Genomic DNA, 14,339 nt, shown 5'->3' with positions numbered 1-14,339 from the left:
GTAAAACAGATCATACAACTGGGTCTTTTAAGTGCAGCATTGAGCTTTAGTCTTGGAGGATACAGCCAGATAAAAAAAGAAAAACAAGGAGATAAAAACTTTGATCGCTTGGCTTATGTCGATGCCATCAAAGTATATGAACGCATCGCTGATAAAGGGTATGTCAATACGTCTATCTTACAAAACTTAGCAGATGCGTATTACTTCAACGGCAAATTAGTAGAGGCAAACAAATGGTATGCTGAACTCTTTGAGGGTTCGTATGAAGATAAAGACACGTCCAAGCTGACTTCAGAATACTACTACCGCTATGCTCAAACGCTCAAAGCAGTAGAGAACTACGACAAGTCGAAAGCGTTGATGAATCAGTTTGCAGCGATGGAAAAGGAGGATTCTCGAACGGAGTTGTACAACAAAAACCGCGATTACCTCGCGCATATCGAAAATCATTCGGATCGCTATGACATTAAGCTGTTGGATTTGAATACGGAGTATTCCGACTATGGGGGAACCATCTTAGGAGATCAGTTTATCTTTACATCTGCTCGTGCTACGGATCATCAAAGTGGCAGTCAAATCCACTCGTGGACCAACGAAAGCTACACCAGTTTATACAGCGCTGTGATTGATGAGAAGGGATTTGGTGAACCAGTGCTCTTTGCTCCAGAAATCGATTCCAAAGTCAATGATGCAACCGCTGTGTTTACGCAAGATGGAAACACCATGTTCTTTACGCGTAACAACTCTAAAACAAGTGGAAGAAGCAAACAAAATAAAGAGAAAACCTCTTTATTAAAATTATACAAGACAGTAAAGCAATCGGATGGGAAGTGGGGACTAGTAGAGGAGTTGCCTTTTAATTCAGACAATTTCAATACAGCCCATCCTGCTTTAACTCCAGATGACAAATGGTTGTACTTTGTTTCCGATCGCAAAGGGACAGTAGGTCAGTCTGATTTATTTCGCGTTGCTTTATATGAAAATGGAGGATATGGCGAAGTAGAAAATTTGGGTAAAACGATCAATACGGAAGGGCGCGAGAGCTTTCCTTTTATCTCTTCGGATAACCAACTTTACTTTTCCTCGGATGGACATCCTGGTTTAGGAGGAATGGATATTTTTGTTTCTAAACTTTATCCCAACGGTAGTTTTGGTCCTGTAGTTAATCTGGGAACCCCAATTAACAGTAGTTTGGATGATTTTGGTTTCTATTTAGACCCAAAACAAGGCAAAGGATTTGTAAGTTCAAACCGCACAGGAGGTAAAGGATCTGATGATATTTACTTTTTAGCGGAGAAACCGTGTAAACAAAGTATCGAAGGAACTGTCTATGATAAAGACACCAATGAACGCCTAGTCAATGCACGAGTTGTAATTTCGGATGCCTTGTATCAAAAATCAGATACTTTATACACCAATGATAAAGGATATTATGTAACTTCGCTTTTAGATTGTGGAAATAAATACCGCATCAAAGCTGAGAAGGAGCTTTACAATACTGTAGAAGTAGCCTTTAATATCAATCGAGAGCCAGGGGTAAAGACCGTGAATATCGGATTAGAAAAAACGGAGAAACCACTAGAGGTTAACGATGACTTATTCAAGAAATTACAGTTGCAACCGATCTACTTTGATTTTGATAAATCGAATATCCGCAGAGATGCTTCGATTGAGCTGATGAAAGTAGTGGAGGTTATGAAAGAATATCCAACGATGAAGATTGATGTTCGTTCCCATACGGACAGTAGAGGAAATGATGCTTATAATATGAGTTTATCAGATCGTCGTGTGAAATCAACAATCAAGTGGATGATTGAACAAGGGATAGATCCAAGTCGTTTAAACGGTCGAGGTTACGGAGAGAGTCAATTGCTCAACAAGTGTAGCAATGGCGTACCGTGTACTGCAGAAGAACACCAATTAAACAGACGCAGTGAGTTTATTATTTTAGAGATGTAGCCAAGCACATAAAAACAACAAAGCAATTTTTTTTCGATGATCCTGCTGTAGGATTTAAAACAAGCAGCACTAAGCCCAGAGAGCGCTCAATTTGAGCGCTCTCTTTTTTATTGATAGTACATAAAAGAAGTCATACTTAACGATCCACCTACATAAGCCTCATTGAAGAAGAACAAGTCGTCTTTAGCCTCTCTAAGGCCTAAATTATACAGCATGGGGATATAGTGCTCCGAGGTGGGGATAGCAAGTTTAATCTGGGGATGTAGTTTTTCATAAGCAATTAAATCCTTGTAATTGTAAGAGGCAATATTCTTTTGAAAAAGAGCATCAATTTCAATAGCCCAATCAAAACCATAGTCTTGCCCCATTTGTTCCCAAGAAAGCAAGCGAAGATTGTGAACTAAATTGCCACTGCCAATGATGAGTACTCCCTTTTTGCGAAGCTCGCGCAGTTGTTGCGCTAATTGATAGTGATAAGCTAAAGGTTTGTAGTAGTCGATACTCAATTGCAAGACAGGAATATCTGCTTTTGGAAATAAGTGTTTCGTAATGGACCAAGTTCCGTGATCTAACCCCCAATCATGATCTAAAAGAAGATCAAAAGGACGAGCTAACGCTTGTGTTTCTAAAGCCAAGCTAGGACTGCCAGGGGCTGGATAAACAACGTCAAATAAAGCTTGGGGAAATCCCCTAAAATCGTGTAGAGTTGCTGGAAAATCCATCGCGGTAAGATAACTGCCTTTGGTTAACCAATGAGCAGAAATAACTAGTATAGCTTTAGGTGTAGGAATCGTTTGACCTAAACTCGACCAATTCTTTGAAAAAACGCTATCCTCTATAGCGTTCATTGGCGATCCATGACCGATGAAGAGTGTTGGCATAATGTGCTCACTATACGTTAACTCTTGAGCAAAGCGATATAAATCTTGAAGTGACTGCATAACAGATAAATTTGAACACCTAAAGTTCTTTAAAATAAATAGCAAAATAGGTTAAGGAAATGAAAATTAATAGAAAAGCGAAATGAGCGCAGTACAAACGCAGAATGGATGCAAATACTTGTTTCCCTTCTGATCTTGTTTTTTGTTTTAGATTATTGATATTGAGTTTTTTAATTGGGCGTTTAGAACTTTCAAAAAAGAAATAAAAAATAAAAACTCGCCTGCGTTTATGCCTAAAAAAGAGACGTCATGATCTTAAAAATAAATTAAAATCAAAGTGTTTTTTATCTCTTTAAAAAATTTTCAATGGACAAAATATTTGATTTCTGTGACAATAATGTCTTATGGTTTGATTTGTTTAATTGTTCTTTTTTATGATAATAATTTATTTGTTTTGTTAAATTTTAATAGTAAATAATAATTTAATTTTGATTGGTAAATTATTCAATAATGTGCTAATGAATTTAAAAGTAAGGTTTATTTATTTGCTTGTGTTTTGTTTGTTTTTCCAACTTGTACAAGCGCAAGAGAAGCAACTTTCAGGAGTTGTTACGGACGAAGGTATTCCATTGCCTGGTGTTACTGTTAGTATTCAAGGAACACAGCAAGGAGTACAAACGGATTTGGATGGAACGTACACCCTTAATGTAAAACAAGGAGCAACTGTAGTGTTTTCTTTCATAGGAATGAAAGAAGTGAAGTATACGGTAGGAAATCAACGTGTATTTAACGTTCAAATGGTTCCTGTAGAGGAAATGTTACAAGAAGTAGTGGTGACTGCATTGGGGATTAAACGAGACAAGAAAAAGTTAGGCTATTCTTCTCAAGAAGTAAAAGGAGAGGAGCTAGCAGGTGCAGGACAAACCAATGCGGTGAATGCGTTATCGGGAAATGTCGCTGGTTTACAAGTAACTGCTCCATCCTCAATGGGAGGATCAGCGCGTATTGTATTGCGCGGTGTGAAATCTGTGGTAGGGAACAATCAACCGTTAATCGTTATTGATGGTGTGCCTCTTGATAATAGCAATTTTGCAGATACCGATATGCAAAGAGGCTCTGGTGGACGCGATTATGGAGATGGGTCAGCTGATATCAATCCCGATGACATAGAAACAGTAACCGTCTTAAAAGGAGGACCCGCTTCTGCTTTATATGGTAATAGAGGGGGAAATGGCGTTATTATTTACACCACAAAATCAGCTAAAAATGGACGAACCGATATTGAATTCAATTCGGGCTTAACGTTTGAATCGGTCAATATCATGCCAAAACTACAAACTAAATACGGCGGAGGAAGTTCGGAAGTTTTTAGAAAACAAGAAATCAACGGCAAAATTTACAATATTCCAGAATACATCTTAGATGAAAGTTGGGGACCTAAACTCGATGGTACACCTTATCTACCTTGGTATGCTTTTGATCCTGAGTTTGAAAGCGACTATATGAAGGAGGTACCTTGGGAAAAATCAAAACACGACGTGCGTTCGTTCTTTAAGACAGGTGTTTCGTATAATCAATCGGTTGCTATTTCTAAATCTTTCAAAGAAAGCAATGTTAGAATGGCTTTTAATAATCAAGTAACTGAAGGAATTGTCCCTAATTCTAAATTACAACGCAATAATTTTACAGTCAATGCGGCAACTCAATTAAGTGATCAGGTAAAAGTTGAAGCTAATGTTAACTACGTTCGCACCAAGGGATTTAACCGCCCAGAGATAGGGTATGGTGATAATTCTGTGGCTGAGCGCTTTTTTCAATGGGGACAGCGCCAACTTGATTTTAATAAACTGAAAGACTATAAATTAGCGAATGGAAATCAGCGATCGTGGAATCGCATTTCTTGGGATGATGGTACACCTGCTTATTCTGATAACCCCTATTGGGTAATTTATGAAAATACAGCTGAAGATGTCCGAAATAGAATATATGGAAACGCAAAAGTGACCTATAATCTTTCGGATAAGGTTTATGCTGTCGGAACCGTCTATGGCGATCGATACGCAATGGAAATCAGCGAACGCGTCGCAGTTGGCTCTAAAAGCACTTCCTCGTATAAACTGATACAGCGAAATGTATCGGAGTATAACTATGAAGGACGTATTCACTATGATGATACGTTTGGCGCTATTGGAATAAATGCTTTTGCTGGGGTAAATAGAAGTGAAAAGAGAAATAATTACCTGCAAGGAGAATCGGTAGGAGGACTGTTTTTACCTAATCTATATAATTTAGATAATAGCGTTTCACCCGCTAAAGCAAGCCACAGAAATATACATACCCGTACAAATTCCGTATTTGCTTCTGCAGGGATTAATTATGAAGAATTCTTGTTTTTAGAAGGAACAATGCGCACAGATTGGTTCTCTACGGTTAAAAAATCGGTTACTTATCCGTCTTTAACGGGAACTTTTATCTTTTCTAATGTAATCGATCAAGCGGATTGGTTGAGCTTCGGAAAAATACGACTCGGATGGGCACAGGTAGGAAATGATACGGAGGCTTATAGAACCGCAGATTACTACACCCTTAATGGTCCTTTCTTAGGGGACCCTACCTATGCATTAAATAATACAGCGAATAACCCCAACCTCAAGCCTGAATTAATGACAACAAAAGAGATTGGTTTAGAGGCAGCTTTCCTCAATAATCGCATCGGTTTTGAAGTGTCTTACTATGAAATTAAAACACAAGACCTAATTACAAGGGTACAATATGATGCAGCTACAGGATTTGCTTACCGATGGATGAATGCAGGTGATATGAAAAATAAAGGGATAGAAGCAACTGTGAATTTAACTCCAATTCGAACGGATGATTTCTCTTGGCAAATCACCTGGAATATAGCGAAAAATAAAAACACATTAACCCGATTGGCAGAAGGCGTTGAATCGGTTGAAATAGCAAGAGCTCCTTTTCGCGTAACACTACAAGGGAAGATAGGGGAAACGTACGGACAAATCTACGGAACGGATTACATGTATGACAACAATGGAAATAAAATCATAGGAGAAGATGGACTTTATAAAGCTTCAGAAGTAAAAGCCTTAGGGTCTTATTTGCCGGATTACAATATGGGAATCCGAAATAATTTTCGCTATAAAAATTTGAATATCGGATTCTTAGTTGATATCCAAAAAGGAGGGAAATACTTCTCAACAACCCATATGTATGGAATGTATTCGGGGATGTTAGAAGAAACAGCCAAAGGAGATATTCGAGAAACAGGATTGATTTTAGATGGCGTAAAAGAAGATGGAACGCAAAACGATCAACTGGTTAGTGCTGTGGATTGGGCTAAAGGTTTTAATGGTACCGTTGATGCACAAAATGTATTTGATGCAGATTATGTCAAACTAAGAGAAGTGACAATTGGATACGACCTGCCTACCAAATGGGTTGGACCTTTTAAAGGGGTAACCATTTCTTTATTTGCTCGTAATCTATTTACGTGGAATCTAGCATGGAAAGGAATGGATCCTGAAATGGCTTCTTATGGAAGTGGAAATATCCAAGCGATCGAAGGGGCTTCGTTGCCTTCAACGCGATCATACGGGATGAATGTAAAATTTAAACTCTAATCGCATGAAAAAATACATCAATCTTTATCTTTTACTTATAGGATTTATTACGCTGAGTAGTTGTGATCATGACTTGGAACAAATTAATGTAAATCCAGATCAACCCTTGGTAGTATCAACTAACGGATTGTTTAACAATACCAACAAAGAATTAATGACAAAAACCCGCGGAGGTATGCCTTCTGGTCGTATGGCTTTGCCTTGGATTCAATATTCTGCACAGCGAAACTATACCGCAGAAGATCGCTATCAGTTTAGAAATGAGGTGAATAATAGTCTGTATATCAATATCTTTTTAGCGGTAAAAGGATATAAACAAATTATTGATATTGTCGAAAATCCCGCTAATGCCTCTAAAGTAGAAACGTATGGAGACCCAGCCAATCAATTGGCCGCCGCACGTATCATGATCGCTTATGCTCAATTGCAATTGGTCGATATGTATGGTGATGTTCCCTATTATTCTTATGGAACGAAAGACAGCGATTTTCAAGCGATGACACTGGGAACGGAAGGAGAAATTTCTACGCCTAAGTTTGCTCCTCAGGAAAAGATCTACGTCGATCTAATGAAGGAATTGAAAGAGGCAGCCCAATCTATCAATATGGAAGCAAATAACTTATTTAATTCAGGAGACTTTCTTTTTCAAACTCCTTTAAAACTGAAAAAGTTCGCTAATTCCCTGCGTTTGAAAATAGCAAATCGCGTAAAAGATGTACTTCCACAAGCAAAAGATCACCTCGCTGAATTAACTGCCAATACGAATCTTCTATTGGAATCTAACGAAGATAATGTTGGACTTCAATTTCAAAATGACAGGATTAATCCTGCTCCTTTCTTTACAACCGCTTTTCTAGATAAGCGAAATGATTTTTCTCCTTCTAATACATTTGTTGAGCTGCTCAAGGGAGAAACGAAAACCTCACATCCCAATCCTTTTTCAGGGGTTGTTGATCCTCGATTGTTTAAAATGGTGGCCCCACTAAGTCAAAAACTTGTGAATGACAAAGGGGAAGAGGTAGAGGTAACACTTGCTTTTTATTACAATGCATCTAATCCAAAGCCGAGTATAGAGAAAGGGGATTACGTAGATCGAACTCCTGATTTCTATCAAGGTATGCCACTCGGAATTGCAGATGCTATCACTGGAAGTCAAGCTGATTATGCTTGTCAGTTTAGCAGTACAATCTATCAAGCGGATTATACGGAAATGCTGATGGAGTATGCTGAAGTAGCTTTTATTTTGGCCGAATTAGGAATCAATTCGCAAGAAAATTTTGTGAAGGGAATTAAAGCTTCTATGCAAAAATGGAAGGTAGCCGAAACTGAGGTCGACCAGTACCTCGCTCAAGTTAATACGGTTACCCCAGAAACAATCTTAACGCAAAAATACATTGCACTGTTTCTACAGCCTTATGAAGCATGGGCTGAATATAGAAGAACGCAATACCCAAAAACGGTCTTACTGCCAGGTCAAACACATGCATTAGTAGCACCTGGACCCCAGCAAGAAAAAGAATACACCTTTACTCCGCTAAATGGATTAAGTGATTTGCCAGCGCGAATTACATATTCAACAGATCTTAATTTAGTGAATAAAACCAATAAAGATGAAGCCGCTGCGCGAATGGGGGGGGATTTGATGAATACTAAACTCATTTGGGCTCATTAATAGAAAATTAGTAGTTGCAAAAAGGATACTCATTTTTGAGTATCCTTTTTGTATTGTACATTGAAGTAAAAGTGATTCAAATTTAGAAAAATCACATTTGATTCCTCAACCTTCTAACGGATTTTAGACTTGATTGTTATAGTAAGTTTAAAAGGAAAGTCGAATAATTCGATCCAATTGTTTTTTGTCTATAGACTCAGGTGCGGCGTTGTATAGCTCTAATTTTAAAAGGGATACAATCGAAAAAAAATCAGTAGCCAATACTTTGTAGTAAACTTCAAAGTCGCGTTCTGTCTTTTCTTCAATATGTTTAATCTTTTTACTTTCGTCCATTAAATTTCCAACACATACCAGAATTTGATTGAATGTTTCTGAAGAAGTATGCATCTGTAAAAAACCAAATTCAAAAAGCAAGTCCTGTAAGCTGTGTACTTCTCGTTCTAAAGTTTTATCGTGACTCAAGTGAAGGGTAAGTTTTTCTTTTTGCAAAATCGTGTTTAACTGCGTCAAAAAGTGAAAGAATACCTCCTGTTTCTTCTCGAAAACCATTAAATTTCGCTCTCTAGATTCTTCGCTTTTTGTCTGTCCTTGTAGCAATAGTACCGTAATGATAGCAGTAATAACAACCCCCAATAAAGTACCAAAAAATTGAGCAGGTAATGAACTCAGTTCAAAAATTTCAAAAGTAACAGCTGTAATCAGAAAAATTATCGTTAAAATGAGTACTGCTGCTCGAGATAAATTTGATTTTATCTTCATTATCAATAGATTAAATGTTAAACAAATGCATAATTCCTTGTGGGGAAAGTACGACTTATTTTGAATTTTAATGCATCTTTTTTACAGTTAACGGAGGATAAAAGATGATAATTTGAGAATTCTCAATTAGAACTGGTTTTTTTTGTACTTCGTATAATAAGTTTAAAAAAAATGCGTTTTAAAGGGGTGTTTAGCCTAAAATACTGAAGTATTAAAATAATATTAAAATATTGGTCGTAAACTTGATTTACTTAAAAAAAGGAGTATGTTTATCCTGTAGTAAGATTTTAAAATATTGAGTTATGAAAACAAGAGTAATGTTGAACTATGCGAAAACTGTTTTAGAAAGCGTTAGTTTTGACTCGAAATTATTTTATAAAGAGTTACAGAAAGCACTAGATCATTTAGTTCCTTATGATGTTGAACAATTAGGGAAATGGGTGAATAGCTTTGTACAAGAGAAACCTGAATTAAGCGATTCATTGCATTTATTAACCGTATAACGAAAAGTCATCTCTGTCGAGATGGCTTTTTTTGTACTTTCTTTTTTCAGCTGAAAGGGGAGGATATTCTATTGTTCGGTTCCTTTTTTTTATCTTTGAAAGTAAATCAAATGTAAAATGAAAATACGCCCTTATATAGAATCAGACAAAGAAGCCTTACTTCAATTGATAGAAAAGAACGTTCCTCTTTATTTCGCTACTGAAGAGATTGAAGAATATAAGCGATATTTAGAAGAAGAAATAGATCAATATTTTGTTGTTGAGGAAAATGGACAGCTCCTGGGGGCTGGTGGAATCAATGTTTTAGTCAAAGAAAAAGAAGGGCGAATTAGCTGGGATGTTATTGCTCCTGCTTCGCAAGGTAAGGGTATAGGACGTGCTTTGCTGTTGTATCGCCTGCGTATCTTGCAAAAGATTCCGGCAATTGATCATATTCGCGTTCGAACTTCACAAGTTGTATATCCTTTTTATGAAAAATACGGCTTTGTTATCAAACAAATACAAAAAGATTTTTGGGCTGAAGGACTCGATTTATACGATATGTATTACGAACCCGTAACGAGTTAGATCATGAAGTTATTTGTTAAAAACATGGTTTGCCATCGTTGTATACTTGCTGTAGAACAGATTCTTACAGCATTAAATCACACGCCTATCGCTATTAAATTAGGAGAGGTAGAGCTAGGAGAACCACTCGATGATCAAGCGCTTCAAAAACTTGCTGAAAGTTTAGAAGCGGTCGGATTTGAATTGCTAAACGATAAAGAAAAACAACTTGTTGCACAGATTAAAGCTCTTTTAGTCGCATTGCTGCAAACCGAGCAATGGACATTAGAGACTCCTCTGTCTTCCTATTTAGCAGGGGAATTAAATAGGGATTATCTCTTTTTAACCCAACTTTTTTCTCAGATTGAATCGACAACGATAGAGCAGTATTTTATTCAACTCAAGATTGAAAAAGTAAAAGAACTACTCTTATACGATGAATTGAGCCTCAAAGAAATTGCTTTTCGTTTAAACTATAGCAGTGTAGCGCATCTTAGTACCCAATTTAAAAAAATAACAGGGATGACTCCCACCGGGTTTAAACAGTTGACAACTCCCCATCGAAGACAATTAGATCAATTATAAAAAAAGCAAAGCCCTAATCATTAGGGCTTTGTTATATCTAAAAGTTTGACTTTATCCGTGTAGTTTACCATTTTAATGGTAATAGGATCATTGTTAGCATTACGTCCTTCAATGATATAGATTTTACCTTCTTCGTAAGCAACGTTACTCTTGTCAAAATCTACTTTCCCGTATTGTAAAGACTTTCGAATATCCTCTTCAACAACCCAACCTTCTTTAAATTTAAGTTCAGCATCAGGACCATATTGAACAGGCTTGCTTCTCAAATCTTTTAAAACTCTACAATTGGGTAAATAACAAAACTCTGTTTTCTTTTCTCCAAAAAAGTAAAATAAAAACATGCAGCCAATTAAAAGGCCAAACAAATAATACGCAAGTCTTTGTATAAAACTCATTTTTTTAAAATTTATACAAAAGTAGCAATATAGCGTTGTAAAACTAAATAATTAGCAAAAAATTAGAAGGCGAAAAGTCGAATGTCTTTATAGTCTAAGTTAAACCAATCAGCAACAATTTTATTTGTAATTAATCCCTTGTAAGTATAAATACCCGATTTAAGTATATTGTCTGTAAAAACGGTACCTTCTAGATTGCCATTATCGGCAAATTCCAATAAAAAAGGAGTAATGACATTGCTAATAGCCATGGAGGCTGTTTTACAGTATCTCGACGTAATATTAGGCACACCATAGTGAATAACCTCATATTTTCGCTTGGTTGGTTGCTCGTGGGTTGTTAGTTCCGAAGTTTCAAAACACCCTCCATTATCTATGGCAACATCAATGATCACTGCATCTTTTTTCATGCTTTCGACCATGGTTTGCGTAACAACAATAGGTGCTCTATTTTGACCGCGTATCGCACCAATAACAACATCACAACGCATCAAGGCTTTCAAGAGAATCTTATCTTGAATCGTAGAAGTCGAAACAGGGAAGGGCAGGTTGTTTTGTAAACGGCGGAGCTTTTGAATTGAATTGTCGAAAATTCGAACATTTGCTCCCATACTAATTGCCGTTTTTGCGGCGTATTCCGCCACAATTCCCGCACCGAGAATAACTACTTCCGTAGGAACAACACCTGTGATATTGCCCATCAATAAACCCTTGCCGTTATTAGTGGTTGTCATCAATTCCGAAGCAATTTGAATCGAGGCAATTCCCGCTATTTCACTTAAAATACTCGTCGCAGGAAAAGAACCATTTTTGTCTTGGATAAACTCAAAGCCAATGGCGGAAATTTTTTTCTTGGCTAAAGCTTTAAAGTAGGAGGGATCGAGTGTCTTTAACTGAATCGTAGACCACAGTACACTGTGTGGGGTCATGAGCTTGATCTCTTCTAACGTCGGGGGAACGACCTTGACAACAATAGGGCATCCCAATACCTTCTTTGTGTCTGTCGTAATTTCAGCACCTGCTTTGCTGTATTCTAAATCGCTATAGCTAGATGCTTCTCCAGCACCTTTTTCTATTAAAACGCGATGTCCATAAGCATGCAAAGTCTGAACTGCCTCTGGCGTAATACATATTCTTTTCTCAACTGTGAAATTCTCCTTGGGTACACCAATAAATAATTCCCCTTTACGCGGCTCTACAAGCAAACATTCTTCTTGCGGAATCAGCGTTTTTCTTGAAAAAGGATATAATTTAGCCATACGTTAAACTTTAAGCATTTGTAATCATTAAATGTCTCTCTTCTGTATCTAAGATACTAATTTTGATTGTGCTGTGTTCATCAGGAATTAAATTGGGCGTCTTTTCTGGCCATTCGATGAAACACCACTGTCCACTGTCCAAGTATTCTTCGAATCCAAAATCATAAGCCTCTTCTTCCTCTTCTAAACGATACAAATCAAAGTGATAAAGCGATTCATTTGAATTGGGAATTTGATAGGCATTGACAATAGAAAACGTCGGACTGCTCGTCATCGCAGTAAGGTTTAATTGTTTCGCCAACGCTTTGATAAAGGTCGTTTTTCCTGCTCCCATCGGGGCTTGAAATAAAACAATTTTATGGGATAACAAAGGCAAAACCTTTGCTGCTATGGTGTCTATCTCGTCAAGTTGATAAATAAATTCCATCTATTTTGGATTTAAAATTACAAAAGGCACAATCATTTCCTCAAGCGAAATACCCCCATGTTGATAGGTGTTTCTAAAATAAGATACATAATAGTTGTAGTTATTTTGATACGCTAAGAAACAATCATTTTTTGCAAAAATAAAGGAACTACTGAGATTTATAGCGGGAAGCTGAATCTTTTTTGGATCCTTAACCACGTACACATCCTTTTTTTCGAATGTTAAACTCTTTCCTGTTTTGTAGCGGAGATTTAAACTAGTATTCTTATCCCCAATCACTTTGGAAGGAGTGTTACAGTTAATTGTACCGTGATCCGTTGTTATAATTAGTTTAAATCCAGCTTGTTGTGCTTGTTGAATAACATCTAATAACGTAGAATTCTTAAACCAACTCGTAGTCAAAGAACGGTACGCTTTGTCGTTAGAAGCTAATTCTTTGATGACCTCCATTTCTGTCTTGGCGTGAGAAAGCATATCAACAAAATTATAAACGATCGTAATTAATTGATTGTGCTTAATTGCATTGAAATTGTCTACTAATTTTCGACCGTCTTTTTGCCCAACAATTTTAAAGTATTCATTGGGAATCGTTAAACGCAAACGCTGTAATTGTGCCTGTAGAAAATCATTTTCATGCAGGTTTTTCCCTCCTTCTTCGACGTCGTTTTTCCACCATTCAGGATGCATTTGCTCCATCTGTAGAGGAGTTAATCCAGAGAAAATAGCATTTCTTGCATACTGCGTGGTCGTAGGTAAGATCGAGAAAAAAGTATGCTCACTTTCTATTTTATAGTGATTGGAGACAAGCGGTTCAAAAGATCTCCATTGATCGTAACGCATATTGTCAATCACTAGAAATAGAATCTTATTGTTCTCTTTTTTGAGCTCAGGAACTACCCATTTCTTGAAGATTTCATGTGAAAAAGTTGGACGATCCACAGTTGTGTTTATCCAAGTTTCGTATTTCTTTTCAATAAATTTACCAAATAGACTATTTGCCTCGCTTTTCTGACCTTCCAAGATATTGATTAAATTCTGATCCTCAATATCTTCGAGCTTACTCTCCCAAAACAAAAGTTTTCTGTAGAGTGAAATCCAGTCCTCATAGGTGTCAATAGCCATTAAATCCATAGCTATATTGCGAAATTCTTTCTGGTAGCTTAGGGAGGATTTCTCCGATACAATACGAGAATCGTCTAAATTCTTTTTTAAACACAAAAGAATCTGATTGGGATTGACCGGCTTAATGAGATAATCCGCAATTTTTGCTCCAATCGCCTCTTCCATAATATATTCTTCCTCACTTTTGGTGATCATTACCACAGGAAGACTATTTTTTATACTCTTGATTTCGTTTAGCGTTTCTAAACCTGTTAAGCCAGGCATGTTTTCATCGAGAAAAACAATGTCATAATGCTGCTGTTGCACTAAATCGATCGCATCAGCTCCATTAGTAGCCGTTGTAACAGCGTAATTTTTTTTTTCTAAAAAGATAATATGAGGTTTTAATAAATCAATTTCATCGTCAACCCAAAGTATATTAATTGCATTCATATAATAAAAGTTCAAATATTTAAAATCAATTACAGTAGACTGTATTGCTTTTTTTAAAAAGTTTACAGTTTATAACGTAAAAAATATAAATAATGTATATAAATATAAGGAGTAAATTTTGTATTCCAATTTAGGAAGCAATATTTTTGTTGATATTTTAA

At 36.7% G+C, this 14,339-nt stretch carries 12 protein-coding genes; 6 read left to right on the top strand and 6 right to left on the bottom strand.

The features are described from left to right. Positions 1-1,959: OmpA family protein (locus tag ACPDG9_RS11350; RefSeq protein ID WP_430527864.1), on the top strand; the 1,959-nt coding region annotated here is incomplete at its 5' end. Between the two features lie 107 nt (positions 1,960-2,066). Here ACPDG9_RS11350 and ygiD read toward each other — a convergent pair. Continuing rightward, a complete protein-coding gene (ygiD, locus tag ACPDG9_RS11345) occupies positions 2,067-2,900 on the bottom strand; it encodes a 4,5-DOPA dioxygenase extradiol (protein ID WP_430527863.1) in 834 nt (277 codons plus the stop codon). A gap of 458 nt (positions 2,901-3,358) precedes the next feature. On the opposite strand from ygiD, the gene ACPDG9_RS11340 reads away from it, so the two are divergent. Beyond that, positions 3,359-6,478, top strand: a complete 3,120-nt coding sequence (locus ACPDG9_RS11340; protein WP_430527862.1) for a SusC/RagA family TonB-linked outer membrane protein — start codon at positions 3,359-3,361, stop codon at positions 6,476-6,478. A 4-nt stretch (positions 6,479-6,482) separates the two neighbouring features. Continuing rightward, a complete protein-coding gene (locus tag ACPDG9_RS11335; protein WP_430527861.1) occupies positions 6,483-8,150 on the top strand; it encodes a SusD/RagB family nutrient-binding outer membrane lipoprotein in 1,668 nt (555 codons plus the stop codon). 147 nt (positions 8,151-8,297) lie between these two features. On the opposite strand, the gene ACPDG9_RS11330 is transcribed toward ACPDG9_RS11335, so the two are convergent. Then, positions 8,298-8,909, bottom strand: a complete 612-nt coding sequence (locus ACPDG9_RS11330) for a hypothetical protein (protein ID WP_430527860.1) — start codon at positions 8,907-8,909, stop codon at positions 8,298-8,300. 302 nt (positions 8,910-9,211) lie between these two features. Here ACPDG9_RS11330 and ACPDG9_RS11325 point away from each other — a divergent pair, with 302 nt between their 5' ends. The 3 genes from ACPDG9_RS11325 (at position 9,212) to ACPDG9_RS11315 (ending at position 10,543) form a co-directional block, all read left to right on the top strand. Continuing rightward, positions 9,212-9,412: a hypothetical protein gene (locus tag ACPDG9_RS11325; RefSeq protein WP_182648345.1), complete on the top strand. Its 201-nt coding sequence runs from the start codon at positions 9,212-9,214 to the stop codon at positions 9,410-9,412. Positions 9,413-9,529: 117 nt separating this feature from the next. Beyond that, a complete protein-coding gene (locus ACPDG9_RS11320; protein WP_430527859.1) occupies positions 9,530-9,979 on the top strand; it encodes a GNAT family N-acetyltransferase in 450 nt (149 codons plus the stop codon). Positions 9,980-9,982: 3 nt separating this feature from the next. After that, positions 9,983-10,543 carry a helix-turn-helix domain-containing protein gene (locus ACPDG9_RS11315; RefSeq protein ID WP_430527858.1) on the top strand — a complete coding sequence of 187 codons (561 nt, stop codon included), beginning with the start codon at positions 9,983-9,985 and terminating at the stop codon, positions 10,541-10,543. Positions 10,544-10,563: 20 nt separating this feature from the next. Here the strand turns inward: ACPDG9_RS11315 and ACPDG9_RS11310 are convergent, their stop codons facing one another. The 4 genes from ACPDG9_RS11310 to ACPDG9_RS11295 form a co-directional block, all read right to left on the bottom strand. Further along, on the bottom strand, positions 10,564-10,938 hold the full coding sequence (locus ACPDG9_RS11310) for a DUF4258 domain-containing protein (RefSeq protein WP_182648338.1): 375 nt from the start codon (positions 10,936-10,938) through the stop codon (positions 10,564-10,566). A 62-nt stretch (positions 10,939-11,000) separates the two neighbouring features. Beyond that, positions 11,001-12,197 (bottom strand): alanine dehydrogenase, encoded by a 1,197-nt coding sequence (locus ACPDG9_RS11305; RefSeq protein WP_430527857.1) that lies wholly within the window; start codon positions 12,195-12,197, stop codon positions 11,001-11,003. A gap of 10 nt (positions 12,198-12,207) precedes the next feature. Then, entirely contained in the window at positions 12,208-12,624 is a 417-nt protein-coding gene (tsaE, locus tag ACPDG9_RS11300; RefSeq protein ID WP_430527856.1) for a tRNA (adenosine(37)-N6)-threonylcarbamoyltransferase complex ATPase subunit type 1 TsaE, read from the bottom strand. Further along, positions 12,625-14,178, bottom strand: coding sequence for a PglZ domain-containing protein (locus tag ACPDG9_RS11295; protein WP_430527855.1), 1,554 nt, complete (start codon positions 14,176-14,178; stop codon positions 12,625-12,627). Between the last annotated feature and the right edge of the window lie 161 nt (positions 14,179-14,339).

This window comes from Myroides sp. C6-3 (assembly GCF_050522425.1).
In the GTDB taxonomy this organism is placed as follows: Bacteria; Bacteroidota; Bacteroidia; order Flavobacteriales; family Flavobacteriaceae; genus Flavobacterium.
This window is presented reverse-complemented; position numbering and strand designations above follow the sequence as displayed.

What these genes read in the sequence shown, in the direction of transcription:
- ACPDG9_RS11335 (WP_430527861.1), top strand. Translation starts at nt 6,483, where the DNA reads ATGAAAAAATACATCAATCTTTATCTTTTACTTATAGGATTTATTACG.
- ACPDG9_RS11320 (WP_430527859.1), top strand. Translation starts at nt 9,530, where the DNA reads ATGAAAATACGCCCTTATATAGAATCAGACAAAGAAGCCTTACTTCAA.
- ACPDG9_RS11340 (WP_430527862.1), top strand. Translation starts at nt 3,359, where the DNA reads ATGAATTTAAAAGTAAGGTTTATTTATTTGCTTGTGTTTTGTTTGTTT.
- ACPDG9_RS11330 (WP_430527860.1), bottom strand. Translation starts at nt 8,909, where the DNA reads ATGAAGATAAAATCAAATTTATCTCGAGCAGCAGTACTCATTTTAACG.
- tsaE (WP_430527856.1), bottom strand. Translation starts at nt 12,624, where the DNA reads ATGGAATTTATTTATCAACTTGACGAGATAGACACCATAGCAGCAAAG.
- ygiD (WP_430527863.1), bottom strand. Translation starts at nt 2,900, where the DNA reads ATGCAGTCACTTCAAGATTTATATCGCTTTGCTCAAGAGTTAACGTAT.
- ACPDG9_RS11325 (WP_182648345.1), top strand. Translation starts at nt 9,212, where the DNA reads ATGAAAACAAGAGTAATGTTGAACTATGCGAAAACTGTTTTAGAAAGC.
- ACPDG9_RS11310 (WP_182648338.1), bottom strand. Translation starts at nt 10,938, where the DNA reads ATGAGTTTTATACAAAGACTTGCGTATTATTTGTTTGGCCTTTTAATT.
- ACPDG9_RS11295 (WP_430527855.1), bottom strand. Translation starts at nt 14,178, where the DNA reads ATGAATGCAATTAATATACTTTGGGTTGACGATGAAATTGATTTATTA.
- ACPDG9_RS11315 (WP_430527858.1), top strand. Translation starts at nt 9,983, where the DNA reads ATGAAGTTATTTGTTAAAAACATGGTTTGCCATCGTTGTATACTTGCT.
- ACPDG9_RS11305 (WP_430527857.1), bottom strand. Translation starts at nt 12,197, where the DNA reads ATGGCTAAATTATATCCTTTTTCAAGAAAAACGCTGATTCCGCAAGAA.